The organism is Enterococcus viikkiensis (genome assembly GCF_005405345.1).
GTDB lineage: Bacteria > Bacillota > Bacilli > Lactobacillales > Enterococcaceae > Enterococcus_A > Enterococcus_A viikkiensis.
Genome location: NZ_BJDW01000005.1, coordinates 1 through 12,575, shown reverse-complemented (window position 1 = coordinate 12,575; position 12,575 = coordinate 1). Strand labels below are relative to the sequence as shown.

Annotated in this window: 11 protein-coding genes; 9 read left to right on the top strand and 2 right to left on the bottom strand. The window is 41.0% G+C overall.

Annotated elements, in window-relative coordinates; genetic code table 11:
* Positions 1 to 48 precede the first annotated feature (48 nt).
* The 4 genes from FFM67_RS04335 (at position 49) to FFM67_RS04320 (ending at position 3,942) form a co-directional block, all read left to right on the top strand.
* The gene (locus FFM67_RS04335) at positions 49 to 1,377 is read left to right on the top strand and encodes a C1 family peptidase (RefSeq protein ID WP_137613394.1); all 1,329 of its coding nucleotides are present in this window, start codon (positions 49 to 51) and stop codon (positions 1,375 to 1,377) included.
* Between the two features lie 117 nt (positions 1,378 to 1,494).
* Positions 1,495 to 2,280: a tyrosine-protein phosphatase gene (locus FFM67_RS04330; protein ID WP_137613393.1), complete on the top strand. Its 786-nt coding sequence runs from the start codon at positions 1,495 to 1,497 to the stop codon at positions 2,278 to 2,280.
* A gap of 12 nt (positions 2,281 to 2,292) precedes the next feature.
* The gene (locus tag FFM67_RS04325; protein ID WP_137613392.1) at positions 2,293 to 3,126 is read left to right on the top strand and encodes a fructosamine kinase family protein; all 834 of its coding nucleotides are present in this window, start codon (positions 2,293 to 2,295) and stop codon (positions 3,124 to 3,126) included.
* An 81-nt stretch (positions 3,127 to 3,207) separates the two neighbouring features.
* Complete coding sequence (locus FFM67_RS04320; RefSeq protein ID WP_137613391.1) at positions 3,208 to 3,942, top strand: acyl-[acyl-carrier-protein] thioesterase; 735 nt, start codon at positions 3,208 to 3,210, stop codon at positions 3,940 to 3,942.
* 137 nt (positions 3,943 to 4,079) lie between these two features.
* On the opposite strand, the gene FFM67_RS04315 is transcribed toward FFM67_RS04320, so the two are convergent.
* The gene (locus FFM67_RS04315) at positions 4,080 to 5,054 is read right to left on the bottom strand and encodes an asparaginase (RefSeq protein ID WP_137613390.1); all 975 of its coding nucleotides are present in this window, start codon (positions 5,052 to 5,054) and stop codon (positions 4,080 to 4,082) included.
* Between the two features lie 89 nt (positions 5,055 to 5,143).
* Between FFM67_RS04315 and FFM67_RS04310 the strand changes: the two genes are divergently transcribed.
* The 3 genes from FFM67_RS04310 to FFM67_RS04300 are packed head-to-tail and all read left to right on the top strand — an operon-like array spanning position 5,144 to position 7,352.
* On the top strand, positions 5,144 to 5,974 hold the full coding sequence (locus tag FFM67_RS04310) for a DUF72 domain-containing protein (RefSeq protein WP_137613389.1): 831 nt from the start codon (positions 5,144 to 5,146) through the stop codon (positions 5,972 to 5,974).
* Positions 5,975 to 5,987: 13 nt separating this feature from the next.
* Positions 5,988 to 6,824, top strand: a complete 837-nt coding sequence (locus tag FFM67_RS04305) for a Cof-type HAD-IIB family hydrolase (protein WP_137613388.1) — start codon at positions 5,988 to 5,990, stop codon at positions 6,822 to 6,824.
* A 15-nt stretch (positions 6,825 to 6,839) separates the two neighbouring features.
* Positions 6,840 to 7,352, top strand: coding sequence for a pyrophosphohydrolase domain-containing protein (locus FFM67_RS04300; RefSeq protein ID WP_137613387.1), 513 nt, complete (start codon positions 6,840 to 6,842; stop codon positions 7,350 to 7,352).
* 153 nt (positions 7,353 to 7,505) lie between these two features.
* Here the strand turns inward: FFM67_RS04300 and FFM67_RS04295 are convergent, their stop codons facing one another.
* Positions 7,506 to 8,858: an aspartate kinase gene (locus tag FFM67_RS04295; protein ID WP_137613386.1), complete on the bottom strand. Its 1,353-nt coding sequence runs from the start codon at positions 8,856 to 8,858 to the stop codon at positions 7,506 to 7,508.
* A 311-nt stretch (positions 8,859 to 9,169) separates the two neighbouring features.
* Between FFM67_RS04295 and FFM67_RS04290 the strand changes: the two genes are divergently transcribed.
* Both FFM67_RS04290 and FFM67_RS04285 read left to right on the top strand, forming a co-directional pair.
* Positions 9,170 to 10,891 carry a septation ring formation regulator EzrA gene (locus FFM67_RS04290; protein WP_137613385.1) on the top strand — a complete coding sequence of 574 codons (1,722 nt, stop codon included), beginning with the start codon at positions 9,170 to 9,172 and terminating at the stop codon, positions 10,889 to 10,891.
* 304 nt (positions 10,892 to 11,195) lie between these two features.
* Entirely contained in the window at positions 11,196 to 12,338 is a 1,143-nt protein-coding gene (locus FFM67_RS04285; RefSeq protein WP_137613384.1) for a cysteine desulfurase family protein, read from the top strand.
* Positions 12,339 to 12,575: the final 237 nt, after the last annotated feature.

The window sequence follows — 12,575 nt, the reverse complement described above, 5'->3', positions numbered from 1 at the left end:
TCTCTTTGCCTCATTAAGCGTAAAATGGGTGCAAGGAGGCGTTTTTTTATGTCAAAAATTGAAAATGAACGTACACAAGCTTTTCGAGAAGCTTTTGCAAAAAATTCTAAACAAGTTGCCTTGCAACGGGGAGTTGTGAAAAACGGGATCCGGGCTTCTGCTGAAAATGTGCAGACCCATGTAGAAAATACGCCGGTCTTTTCCATCGATCTTGCTACCGGAAAAGTTGCCAATCAAAAACAATCAGGTCGTTGTTGGATGTTTGCGGCGCTGAATACTTTCCGTCATAAATTATTAACCACCTTCCAACTGAAAGACTTTGAACTTTCTCAAAACTATACCTTCTTTTGGGATAAATATGAAAAAGCGAATTACTTTTACGAAAATATTCTTGCGACGGCGGAACAACCTACGTCAAGTCGTGAGGTAGCTTTCTTAATGCAAACACCGCAACAAGATGGTGGACAATGGGATATGATCGTGTCGTTATTTCAAAAATACGGTGTCGTACCAAAAGCGGTAATGCCAGAAAGCAGCAGCAGCTCAAATTCTCGTGATCTAAACAATTACTTGAATAAATTATTACGCAAGCACGCGGTGCTATTACGACAAATGGTGGCTGAAGAAGCGACAGCTGAAGAAATTCAAGCCAATCGTGAAGCAATGCTGCAAGAGGTCTATAATCTGTTAGCGATCTCGTTAGGCACTCCGCCGGAAGTCTTTGATTTTGAATACCGTGATGAAGAAAAAAATTATCACTTGGATCAAGATCTAACACCGCAAAGCTTCTATGAAAAATATGTTGGTGTAAACTTAGATAATTATGTCAGCATTATTAACGCACCTACCGCGGACAAACCGTTTATGCGCTCTTACACTGTCGATATGCTAGGCAATGTAGTGGATGGCAAGCAAGTGAAGTATTTGAATCTTGAAATGGAAGACTTCAAGGCCTTGGCTGTCAAACAGTTAGAACAAGGAGAATCCGTTTGGTTTGGTTGTGATGTTGGTCAATCATCGACAAGAGACAGCGGGATCATGGCGTTAGATGCCTATGATGTGGAAGATTTATTTGATGTGGATCTGACCATGACGAAGGCAGAACGTTTGGATTACGGGGAAAGTATGATGACTCACGCGATGGTCTTAACTGGCGTGGATGTCATTAACGAACAAGCTAAGAAATGGAAAGTTGAAAATAGCTGGGGCGAAAAAGTTGGTGATAAAGGCTTCTTCGTTATGAGTGATGAGTGGATGGATGAATACACCTATCAAATCGTTGTTCGCAAAGAATTTTTAACACCAGAACAGTTGTCGGCTTTCGAAGCAGAGCCAACCGTTTTAGCACCATGGGATCCAATGGGGGCATTAGCATAAGTAGAAAGGATCTGAAGCGCTTGTGCTTCAGATCCTTTTTAGGTTTGGGTTTCTAGAGCCAAAAAAGCGTTTTCTTTGAGGGTGTGCTATACTTTTAGCAAAAAGGAGGTTGGTAGAATGACAAAACATCTAGCTGTCCAACACGCGGAGAATATGCGGGAGCTTGGCGGATATGAGACAAAGGACGGACGTAAACTTGCGTCTAAAAAATTAATCCGTTCAGCCAATATCAATCATTTAGACACAGTGGATAAGATCTATTTAAGCAATTATGGAATCAAAAAGGTGGTTGATTTTCGTTCGTTGGAAGAACGGACCTCACAGCCAGATCAAGATATTCCTGAGGCGGAAAATATTTTCCTGCCCATTTTTCCGATTGAAGAAACAGAAACAGCCTCTGCTTCTCCCAAAAAAATGATGTCGCGCCTGCAGGATGGCGAAGCCGCCTTCCAACAAATGATTGAAGTCTATACCCATTTTGTAACAGACGCCCATGTGCGGAAACAATACCGTAAGTTCTTTGACTTAGTGTTAGAAAATACTGGCGAATCTGAAAGTCTATTATTTCATTGCACTGCAGGCAAAGATCGGACTGGCTTTGGAGCGATGCTATTATTGGAGGGTTTAGGAGTAGATACCGATATCGTGATGGCGGATTATCTGGCAACCAATCGCTATTTGAAGAAGGTTGTTCAAGAAATGTATAAAAAAGCGGAACATGCAGGCGTTCCAGCAAATGCATTGCATGGCATCGAAGATATGATGACGGCTAAAGAAGCGTATTTGCAAACAAGTTTTGATCAGATCAAAGAACACTATGGAAGCGTCTCAGAATTTATTCAAACAGGTATCGGTGTAACTCAAGGAGAAATGGACGATTTACAAAAAATATACTTGTTGTAAGGAGCTGACGAGATGGAAACGTTGCTGAAATATTTGAAGTTGCAAGACAAAGCCTTGCCAATTGCTGGCGGGGATATTAATCAAGCATTTCGTGTTACTGATGGACAGCAAGACTATTTTTTGAAGTATCATCCTCAAATGACGGCGGACTTCTTTCAAGCTGAAGTAGATGGATTGGCAGAGTTAGCGAAAGTCGTTCGAGTGCCGAAAGTACATGAAAGTGGGTCCTTTGAAGCCGCTGCGTATCTTTTGATGGAGTGGATCGAACCGGGAGAAGGGGACCAAAAGGATTTGGCGCGAGATTTAGGTCGTATCCATCGCGTGAAAGCGGATCAATTTGGCTATTCAGTCGATAATTTTATGGGCTTATTGCCGCAGCGAAACACCTTGTTAGATAATTGGTGGGATTTTTATTTTACCAACCGTTTGGAGGTACAGATTCAATTAGCCAATGATCGAAATCGTTGGACGAAGCACCGTGAAGAAAATTATCAGCGCTTCAAAGAGTGGGTCTATCAACAGTGGGGCGATATGACCGTTGAACCAACGCTCTTACATGGTGATTTTTGGAGTGGCAATACGTTTTTTGATACGAAAGGACAGCCGATATTTGTTGATCCAGCCGTCTCATATGGCCATCGAGAAATGGATATCGCGATGTCCCAGCTTTTTGGTGGGTTCCGGCAAGAGTTTATCGCTGCCTATCAGGAGACATTTCCGATGCGAGCAGGTTGGCAAGACCGGATTTTAATTTATCAGTTATACTATTTATTGGTTCACTTAAATATTTTTGGTGAAAGCTATGGAGGTGCGGTGGATCGTGTCTTAGCTTTAGGCCAAGTCTAATTGTTGTGCTATTATTTAAAAAGTAGCAAATAAGTTTCGTACAAATGAATGTACAGGTACGAAATAGCAGGAGGAAAGGTATTGGGAAAGAGATACACTATTGAACACGAAGTGGCCTATTATGAATGCGACATCAATCAAAATATCACATTTCCGGCATTGTTAAGTATCGCAATCAAAGCATCCTCGGATCAAAGCGATGAATTGAATCGAGGAACGGACTTCGTTAATACGCTAGGAATTACTTGGGTAATCACCCAGACGGAAGTAACGATTCAACGTCTGCCACAAGTGGGAGAAAAGATTCGGATCGTAACAGAACCGACTGAGTTTAATCGGTTCTTTTGTTATCGCAGTTATTGGGTTTATGATGCCAACGGGGAAGAGTTAGTGAAGATCGACATGTCCTTTGTCTTGATGGATATTGAGAATCGCAAGATGAGTAGCGTGGACATGGAGTTAATGGCGCCATATGAATCACCCCAAGTGAAAAAAATTCGCCGCTGGCCGAAGATTGAAAAGGTCGAAGGGGAACAAAAACAACTGTATCATGTACGCTATTATGACCTCGACAGTAATCATCATGTAAACAACGCGATGTATTTCAACTGGTTGATTGATGTTTTAGGCTATGATTTCATGACGAAGCACCAGCCCACCTATGTCAATGTGAAATTTGATAAAGAAGTGCTGTATGGCAACGACATCGAAAGTTTTTATGAAATTATTGAAGCGGATGAAGTAAAGACGCGACATGAGATTCGTTTAGGGGAACAGCTTGCTTGCGAAGCGAATATTTTATGGAAAAAAAGTTGAATCGAGGGCCAGAACGCCTCTTCTAAAAGCTAAGCTTTTAGAAGAGCAGCGCTGCTCGATCCAACTTTTTTTAATTCTAAAAGGGAAGTACTGTTTCACAATTGAGAACATGAATGGGCAGTTTTAGCGAAGATTGGTTATTCTTCCATAAACTGTTTTAGTTCGGCTGAGTTCAAATGGGCATTCAAAGCAATCAATAATTTTATCCGAGCCTTCTGACTATTGATCCCGTTACAGAAAATCACACCGTGTTGAGCCAGTTCGACACCGCCGCCATGGTAATCATAGACCGGTTCGGCGATCCCATTGAAGCAGCGAGAAACCAAAACGATCGGCAACCCTTTTTCTAATAAATGATAAAAAGGCGGCAAGGTTTGAGGGGGTAAATTACCTGCACCTAAAGCTTCTACAACCAGCCCATCGACTTTGATTTCTTGATCAAGTAATTCAAATAAATCTCCTTGCATCCCGGCGAAAACTTTTACGATGGGGATTAGGGCCTCAAAGCTTTCAATATCATAATGAGTGGCTTTTGGTAATTCTTGTTTGAACAGAATTTTTGATTTTGTTACCAAGCCGATTGGTCCTAACGTTGGTGTTCTAAAGGTAGCGACATTTGTCGTATGGGTCTTTGTCACGTAGCGGGCACTGTGGACTTCATCATTCATTACGACTAAGACGCCTTTGTCGCGAGCACTATCGGAAGCCGCAACCCGAATCGCACATTCAAAATTGTATAAACCGTCACTGCCCAGTTCATTGATGGAGCGCATTGCCCCAGTCAAGATAATGGGTAATAAATCTCCAATGGTGACTTCCAAAAAATAAGCAGTTTCTTCCAAGGTGTCAGTCCCATGAGTAATCACGACACTGTCGATGCCGTCTGCTTTAGCGGCCTTGATTCGTTCTTTTAATTTGAACATCGTTTCAACGGTAATATGAGGGGAAGGTAAGTTGGAAAAATCTTCCACGATTAATTCAATCTCTGCTGGTAATCGCAATTCTTGGCCGGCAGCTAGTAAAGGATTTTTTTTATCTGGACGAACTGCACCATCGGCATCCTGACTCATTGAGATCGTTCCACCGGTGTGTAAAATCAAAATCCGTTTCATTTTCATTACTCCATTCGTTAGTTGCGCATTCTCACAACTTTTTTGCTATGCTTATTGTATACTAAGGAGCAAAGAGAGGCTAGGATACTATGATTCGAATTGGATTAACTTCTTTTAATGAACACAGCAGTTTGACCGGCAAGAAAATCTCTTCATTATATGAATACGCCGGCTACTTGCCCTTAGTGGAATTAGATACGAATTATTACGGAATTACTCGGAAAAGTACCGTTGAAAATTGGTTGACGCAAGTTCCAGCCGATTTTCGCTTTGTAGTGAAGCTCTATTCGGGATTTACCGGACAAAGCAACTGGCAAGACAGCTATAACTCGATGGCTGAGTTGCAAAGTCATTTTTTAGAGACGATGGCGCCAATGATTGAAAGCAATAAATTATTTTGTTTCTTAGCACAGTTTCCGGCACAATTTAAATGTACAAAAGAAAATGTCGCCTACTTAGAAACGTTACGAAAGTTATTTCCAGACTTACCAGTGGCGGTGGAGTTACGGGATTATAGTTGGTATAGTGAAGAATTCGTCACTAAAACCCATAAACTGATGGAAAAATTAACTTTCAGCTTAGTGATGGTGGACGAACCACAACTACCAGATACCGTTCCTCTGGATACGACCGTTACTAATTCAGACTTCAGTTTGTTTCGTTTTCACGGCAGAAACCAAGCCTACTGGAATGACCGGACAGGCGATTGGCGGAAGAAACGGACACTCTATCGTTACAATGCCGCTGAATTGGAAACACTGGCTGACAAAATTAAAAAGGTGAATCAGTCTTCCAAACAAGTAGGTATCATCTTTAACAATAATTCTGGTGGCGATGCCGCGGATAATGCTTTACAATTAAAAAAAATCTTGGATTTAGACTACGAAGGGTTGAATCCAAGTCAAATGGACTTATTTTAAATGAGGGGACACTATGATAAAAGCTATTTTTTTTGATATTGACGGGACGCTGATCACCAGTGATTCAAAGGTTCTTGCCAGCACGAGAGAAGCGATTCAAGCGGCACAAGAGCGTGGCATTCTTTGCGGAGTCGCTACAGGTAGAGGGCCAGTCAAAATTGAAGAGCGGATCGATCAGCTGCCGCTAGATATGTTCGTGACTTATAATGGTCAATTGGTGTATACAAGAGACCAAACGATTTATCAACGTTCGTTTTCTAAAGAGGTGCTGCAACAAATCGTTGATTTCGCCGATGACGAACATCGTCAGATCATTTTTGGTGCTCGCGATCGGATGGACGGTAGCCATTTAATGAAGTGGTCACAAAATACAGTATTAAAAAAAATTGCTGCTTGGATGCCAACCTGGTTTCCCGTTAAAACAACGCGTAAATTATTACAATCCTTCAGTCCCAATCGAAAAAAGGGTCGCTACAAAGAATTGTCGATCTTACAAGAACCGATTTATCAATGTGTGCTCTTCAGCGCTGAGACTGAAGCAGCGAAATTGCGACGGTTATTACCCGAGTGTTCTTTTCAACGGTCCAATCCTTACGCCGTTGACATTGTGCCTAAAAATGGCTCGAAGTATCAAGGAATTTTAAAATACACCGAAGCGATGGGGATTGAACTTGAAGAAGTAATCGTTTTTGGCGATCATTACAATGATATGGAAATGATCCAAAAAGCCGGGGTCGGTGTTGCAATGGGCAATGGTCTGGCTGAAGTCAAACAAGCGGCTGATTATGTCACTGCAACGAATGAGCAGGATGGTATTTATCAAGCGTTAAAGCATTTTGAAATAATTTAGAAATGAGTAAAGAAAATGACAAAAGAACCGTATCAAATGGCTCGTGAATTTCACCAAATCTTTGAACCACAGCCGCCAGCAACACCCCAAGCGCTTTCAACTGAACGCGGCAGCTTTCGAGCGGGCTTCAAAGTAGAGGAAATCGTTGAATTTTTATATGGTACAGCAGAAGGGGACACTGTTAAATTTGAAGAGCTGGTAACCGAGCTTCATCAAAGTGTCGACCAAGCCAAATTAAAAGTTTTGCAAAAAGCGGAATCAGTGGAAGATCCGTTGGTGGCGCAAGTTGATGCCTTAACCGATTTACTGTATTTTACCTATGGCTCTTTTGCCTTGATCGGTGTCGATCCTAAACCAATCTTTGAAATCGTGCATCAAGCGAATATGGGGAAGGTTTTCCCCGACGGCAAGCCCCGTTATCATCCTGTTACGAACAAGGTGATGAAGCCTGATAATTGGCAGGCAGACTTTGCCCCAGAGCCCTTAATCAAAAAAGAATTAGACAAACAAAAAGGAAAAGCCCAATGACAATGGGCTTTTCCTTTTTTTGCCATTTTTTTTACGCTTTAGCGTAATTAGAAAAATGGTATGCGTAAAGAAGGTGAGGATTCATTTTCCGATTTTGGAAAATGTAATTCATAAGGAAGAGCTAGCTGGTAGTTTTTTACCTGACTGCCTCTATTAGTCAAAGAAGGTATAGTAAAGCGAGCGCACAGCTAAGCGTTCTTGTTCACTGCGAATCGTAAAGATAATACTGCGTTCATCTGCCCCTTGGGAAATCATCCGCAAATTGACATTTTTGCGAGCTAAGGCAGCGGTACTGTCAGAGGTCGTACCAGGACGTTCACGCATGCCTTCACCAACTAAAGCTACGACAGATAAACCGTGTTCGATAGATAAATGATCGGGCTGGATTTCTTCTTCGATCCTTTTCATCAACGTTGCTTCAGTATCACGAGTTAATTGACGCTCACGTAAAAGGATGGAGATGTCATCAATCCCGGAAGGCATATGCTCAAAACCGATATGCAGATCCTCTAAAATTTGGAGAATGCGGCGTACGATCCCCACTTCACGGTTTAGCAAATATTTTCCGACAGTGATTCCGCAAAACCCGTTGTCACTGGCAACACCAACGACTTCGTTCCGAGCCTTATGGTCAAAGGATTTTTGGATCAAGGTTCCCTGACAGTCTGGATTATTGGTATTTTTAATGATCACTGGAATTTTTGCTTTATAGGAAGGCATCAACGCTTCATCATGAAAGACGGTAAAACCAGCGTAGGTCAATTCACGGATTTCACGATAGGTCGCGTACTTAATCAGCTCTGGTTCGTGAATATATTTTGGACTGGCAGCATAAATACCATCCACATCGGTAAAGTTTTCGTAGAGATCAACTTGCATCCCAGCCGCCACGATAGAGCCAGTGATGTCTGATCCGCCGCGTGAAAATGTACAAACGTGTCCGTCTTCGGTATAACCAAAAAAGCCCGGAATGATCAAGAGTTCTTCGGAATCCCGCCAGTGATACATTTTTTTGTAAGATTTTTCAAGTATGCGGGCATTTTGAGGTTCGTTAGAAACTAAGATACCCAATTCTTTTGGATTAATATAGCGGGCATTTACGCCGCTTTTTTTAAAACAGGCAGCAATGAGTTGGGCATTTAAATTCTCACCGCTGGCTAAGAAACGATCTAAAGCATAGGGGTCCGTTTCATCAAAATTTTCTTGCAGAGCTTTCAATTCTGCGTAAAAAGGTTTTTCGATGCGATCTTCCACTTGAAACTCTGTGGCTATTTCGGTGTAACGTGAGACGATCTCACGAATGACATCTTCAGCCGGCTGTTTGTATAAGACAGCATGATAAAATTGAATTAACAAGTCGGTGACTTTTTTGTCTTTATTGTTTCGCTTTCCTGGAGCTGAAACTACCACGAAGCGGCGACTGTTGTCGGCAGTAACGATAGCTAAGACCTTTTTAAGTTGTTCAGCTGAAGCAACCGAGCTTCCGCCAAATTTAATTACTTTCACGTTAATCACCTCTTGTTTTAATGTTTTTCTAATATTAGCGGAAAAGCCGTATGATTTCAAGGGGCTTTCTGTCATCGTTTGGTAGAAAAAAAGATAAAATTACACTTTTCTTAATTTTATGACATTGAAGCGGTTTTTGAAAAATGCTAATATGAGGAGTGGTTGTGCAAAAAAATCGGCGTATTTAAAAGTACATAGTGAAGAGGAACGTCTTTTGTGGTATAATCTACGTTAGATGTTTTTGCCAAAAAACTGAAAATAAACGCACCATTAAATAAAATTAATCTTGATAGCTGAAAGGAAAATCATACATGGGAAGTAATGTAATCATAGGGATTGTTATCGGTTTGGTCGTGTTGGCTGCCGTTTTATACTTGATTGGTTATCTGATGAAGAAAAAAAATCAAGAGCGTTTAAACGAACTTGATAAAAGGAAAGAAGCGTTATTCGATCTTCCTGTCGTGGAAGAAGTCGATGAAGTGAAAAAAATGCATCTCGTGGGTCAAAGTCAAAATACTTTCCGTGAATGGAATCAAAAATGGACCGATGTATCGACTAAATCTTTTGCTGAATTGGAAAGTCAAATTTTCGAAGTAGAAAGCCAAAATGAAACCTTCCGTTTCATGAAGGGAAAATCAGCTATCGAAAGTGCTGAACGAACGATGACTGAGATGGAAGAAGAAGTCGAAGGCATCCAGGCTGGTTTAAAAGAGTTACGAGAAACAGAAGAACGCAATTCATTGGCTGTTCAACAAGCACTAGATGTATTTGAAGAATTAAAAGCGGATTTAAAAGAGAAGAAAGACAATTTTGGTCCAGCCTTACCAGAGATTCAAAAGCAGGTTAAAAATGTTGAAATCGAATTTACTCAATTCGTTACCCTGAATACTTCAGGTGACCCAATCGAAGCACGAGAAGTGTTAGACGATGCTGAAAAGCACACGTATGAAGTGCAAGCAATGATGCAAAAAGTTCCAGCCATTTATGAAGACTTGGACAAAACATTCCCGAGCCAAATTGATGAACTTGAAAAGACCCACAAGAAAATGATAGCTGATGACTTTGTCTTGCCAGAAGATAATTTTGAAGAACGTTTAGGACATGTCAAAAAACATGTTGAACGCTCGTTGGAAGATCTAGAGAAAATCGAGCTAGATACAGTGGAAACAGCCAACAAAGAAACAGCCGAGCTGATTGATGACCTATATACAACATTAGAAAAAGAATTCGATGCGAAAAAATATGTCCTAACGAATCGCAAAACGATCGGTGAATACATTTCACACGCGTCGCGTAACAATCATCAACTGATGGTAGAACTAGACCACACGTCACAAAGCTATGCCCTAAACAATAACGAATTAGGTCGTGCTCGTGGGTTCCAAACCGAGATCGAAGAGTTAGAACGCCGTAACCGCAACATGGAACCACAAATAGATAAACATGAATTGCCTTACTCAGAAGTTCAAGTCTTTTATAAAGATGCCTTCAAAGTCTTAGACGATATCGAAACTAAACAAGTTGAGATCGATGAAGACTTACATGAGTTACGCAAAGGCGAGAAAGAAGCCTCTGAAAAAATTGAGAAATACGAATTCCGTTTACGTAATCTAAAACGTTACGTGGAACAGCAACGTTTGCCGGGCTTACCTGGAGACTACTTAGAATTCTTCTTCGTTGCAACAGATCGTGTAGAAGAATTAAGCAAGTCATTAAACAAAATTCGTATCAATATGCAGGACATTAACAAATTGGTCAGTCTTTGTGATGAAGATATAGAATTATTAGATCAAAAGACGTATGACTTAGTTGATGCCGCAGCGTTGACTGAACAAATGATGCAATACGCGAATCGTTACCGTCATACTCACCCTGATATCAAGGTGGCGATCGATAACAGCTTGGAATTATTCAACAAAGAATACCGCTATCAAGATGCCTTAGATGAAATCGGTACAGCGTTGGAACGAGTAGAACCAGGCGCATTCAAGCGTATTGAAGATTTCTATTTTAATAATCGAGATTTAGTTTAAGCTGAGCAAATGCTCAGCTTTTTTTTGCGAGTTTCACTTCATACTTCAGCATGATAGTAGAATCGTATGCGAAACGACGATCAAAACATTTTTCATGTTTTTGAAAAATGGGTTCTTTACTACGGAGTTAGCTTGCGAGTTCCACTTCACGCTTTAGTGTATAGTGGAATCATAGGCGAAATAAAAAATTTCCTATTACTCGCTTCATCGGGTATTTAAGAAACCTATCTATTTGTAAGGAATACTTGAAGACTTTAAGTATACCCGCTATAATAGGAAAGAATTTTTGAAGGAAGGTCAGAGAATGATTTATTTTGATAATAGTGCAACAACTGCGATTTATCCGTTAGCACTTGATACATATGTTAAAACGAGCCAACGTATTATCGGTAACCCCTCTAGTCTCCATGATTTAGGGACACAAGCGAATCGTTTACTGCAACAAGCTCGCAAGCAAATCGCCGAGCTTTTAGAGGTACAAGCCAATGAGATTTTCTTTACCAGTGGTGGCACGGAAGGCGACAATTGGGTCTTGAAAGGCACGGCCATCGAAAAACGTGAATATGGTAATCATATTATTATCTCTAGCGTTGAACATCCAGCGGTCAGCCGCACGGCCAATCAATTGAAAGAACTGGGATTTGAAGTAAGTATTGCTCCCGTGGATAAGAAAGGCTTTGTAAAAGTGGAGGAGCTGGCTGCATTGATTCGTCCAGAAACGATTCTTGTTTCCGTGATGGGCGTCAACAATGAAATGGGAGCGATTCAGCCGATTCAAGCAATTAGTGAGGTTTTAGCGGACTATCCGACGATTCATTTTCATGTGGACGCGGTCCAAGCAATCGGCAAAGTCGATCACGCGCAATGGTTAACTCCACGGGTGGACTTCGCAACTTTTTCAGCCCATAAATTTCATGGTCCCCGAGGTGTAGGTTTTATTTATTGGAAAGCTGGGAAAAAATTAGCGCCACTGTTAAATGGTGGTGGACAAGAAAACGGCCAACGAGCTACGACCGAAAATGTGCCGGGAATCGTTGCTATGAGCCGCGCTTTACGGATGCATTTAGAAAAACAAGCCGAACGTCCAACTCATACTAAGATCATCCGTCAGTATTTGAAAGAGGCTTTAGCCAGTTATGATAAGGTGACGATTTTTTCAGGTGACGAGAACTTTGCGCCGCATATTTTAACTTTTGGAATCAAAGGCATTCGCGGTGAGGTTTTAGTTCATGCCTTGGAAGAAAAACAAATTTTTGTTTCGACAACCAGTGCTTGTTCGAGCCGCAAAAAAGTGGATAGTTCGACTTTGCATGCGATGAATGTGCCTCATGATGTAGCGACAACGGCTGTCCGCGTCAGTTTAGACGAAGCCAATACGATGGCAGAGGCCGAACAATTCATGGTGGTATTCAACCATCTGTATGATAAGTTTTCAAAAATTAATTAATTGAATACCCTACGGCTTGAGAATCAAACTTAATTTTCCAAACTTGGAAAAATAAATACATGAATACGAAAAAGGATTTCAGTTCAGCTTTTCGCAGAATTAATCGTAAGCAAGCTTTCAGCAAGAGCTAAGAGCGATAATGGAAGATGAAAAGTATAGCTGAATGATATACGGCTTGAAAATCAAACTTATTTTTCCTGAACGTAGGAAAAATAAATACATGAATATGAAAAAGGA

Excerpts from the sequence above, each read along its gene's own strand:
- FFM67_RS04335 (WP_137613394.1), top strand. The coding sequence starts at position 49 with ATGTCAAAAATTGAAAATGAACGTACACAAGCTTTTCGAGAAGCTTTT.
- FFM67_RS04330 (WP_137613393.1), top strand. The coding sequence starts at position 1,495 with ATGACAAAACATCTAGCTGTCCAACACGCGGAGAATATGCGGGAGCTT.
- FFM67_RS04325 (WP_137613392.1), top strand. The coding sequence starts at position 2,293 with ATGGAAACGTTGCTGAAATATTTGAAGTTGCAAGACAAAGCCTTGCCA.
- FFM67_RS04315 (WP_137613390.1), bottom strand. The coding sequence starts at position 5,054 with ATGAAACGGATTTTGATTTTACACACCGGTGGAACGATCTCAATGAGT.
- FFM67_RS04310 (WP_137613389.1), top strand. The coding sequence starts at position 5,144 with ATGATTCGAATTGGATTAACTTCTTTTAATGAACACAGCAGTTTGACC.
- FFM67_RS04305 (WP_137613388.1), top strand. The coding sequence starts at position 5,988 with ATGATAAAAGCTATTTTTTTTGATATTGACGGGACGCTGATCACCAGT.
- FFM67_RS04300 (WP_137613387.1), top strand. The coding sequence starts at position 6,840 with ATGACAAAAGAACCGTATCAAATGGCTCGTGAATTTCACCAAATCTTT.
- FFM67_RS04290 (WP_137613385.1), top strand. The coding sequence starts at position 9,170 with ATGGGAAGTAATGTAATCATAGGGATTGTTATCGGTTTGGTCGTGTTG.
- FFM67_RS04285 (WP_137613384.1), top strand. The coding sequence starts at position 11,196 with ATGATTTATTTTGATAATAGTGCAACAACTGCGATTTATCCGTTAGCA.